This is a genomic window from Acinetobacter sp. Swhac1 (assembly GCF_013390985.1).
Taxonomy (GTDB): Bacteria; Pseudomonadota; Gammaproteobacteria; order Pseudomonadales; family Moraxellaceae; genus Acinetobacter; species Acinetobacter towneri.
Genome location: NZ_JACASN010000093.1, coordinates 1 through 1,566 on the forward strand (window position 1 = coordinate 1; position 1,566 = coordinate 1,566).

A 1,566-nucleotide genomic window follows, 5' to 3' on the forward strand; every position below is an offset into this window, starting at 1 on the left:
ATGAAGAACAACTTGTTGTGGATTCTTACCAATCGTCAATCTTTCGTTAAGGAGGTGATCCAGCCGCAGGTTCCCCTACGGCTACCTTGTTACGACTTCACCCCAGTCATCGGCCACACCGTGGTAAGCGTCCTCCTTGCGGTTAGACTACCTACTTCTGGTGCAACAAACTCCCATGGTGTGACGGGCGGTGTGTACAAGGCCCGGGAACGTATTCACCGCGGCATTCTGATCCGCGATTACTAGCGATTCCGACTTCACGCAGTCGAGTTGCAGACTGCGATCCGGACTACGATCGGCTTTTTGAGATTAGCATCACATCGCTGTGTAGCAACCCTTTGTACCGACCATTGTAGCACGTGTGTAGCCCTGGCCGTAAGGGCCATGATGACTTGACGTCGTCCCCGCCTTCCTCCAGTTTGTCACTGGCAGTATCCTTAAAGTTCCCATCCGAAATGCTGGCAAGTAAGGAAAAGGGTTGCGCTCGTTGCGGGACTTAACCCAACATCTCACGACACGAGCTGACGACAGCCATGCAGCACCTGTATGTAGATTCCCGAAGGCACCAATCCATCTCTGGAAAGTTTCTACTATGTCAAGGCCAGGTAAGGTTCTTCGCGTTGCATCGAATTAAACCACATGCTCCACCGCTTGTGCGGGCCCCCGTCAATTCATTTGAGTTTTAGTCTTGCGACCGTACTCCCCAGGCGGTCTACTTATCGCGTTAGCTGCGCCACTAAAGGATCAAATCCCCCAACGGCTAGTAGACATCGTTTACGGCATGGACTACCAGGGTATCTAATCCTGTTTGCTCCCCATGCTTTCGCACCTCAGTGTCAGTATTAGGCCAGATGGCTGCCTTCGCCATCGGTATTCCTCCAGATCTCTACGCATTTCACCGCTACACCTGGAATTCTACCATCCTCTCCCATACTCTAGCTAACCAGTATCGAATGCAATTCCCAAGTTAAGCTCGGGGATTTCACATTTGACTTAATTAACCACCTACGCGCGCTTTACGCCCAGTAAATCCGATTAACGCTCGCACCCTCTGTATTACCGCGGCTGCTGGCACAGAGTTAGCCGGTGCTTATTCTGTGGGTAACGTCCACTTAGCCCAGGTATTAACCAGGTAAGCCTCCTCCCCACTTAAAGTGCTTTACAACCAAAAGGCCTTCTTCACACACGCGGCATGGCTGGATCAGGGTTCCCCCCATTGTCCAATATTCCCCACTGCTGCCTCCCGTAGGAGTCTGGGCCGTGTCTCAGTCCCAGTGTGGCGGACATCCTCTCAGACCCGCTACAGATCGTCGCCTTGGTAGGCCTTTACCCCACCAACTAGCTAATCCGACTTAGGCTCATCTATTAGCGCAAGGTCACAAGTGATCCCCTGCTTTCTCCCGTAGGACGTATGCGGTATTAGCATCCCTTTCGGAATGTTGTCCCCCACTAATAGGCAGATTCCTAAGCTTTACTCACCCGTCCGCCGCTAGCTCAGTTACCGAAGCAACCTCGCCCGCTCGACTTGCATGTGTTAAGCCTGCCGCCAGCGTTCAATCTGAGCCA

Annotated in this window: 1 rRNA gene; it reads right to left on the reverse strand. The window is 52.6% G+C overall.

Annotation, left to right across the window (positions count from 1 at the left end):
* Nucleotides 1-47: 47 nt before the first annotated feature.
* Nucleotides 48-1,566, reverse strand: a 16S ribosomal RNA gene (locus HX743_RS16010); the annotation flags it as partial.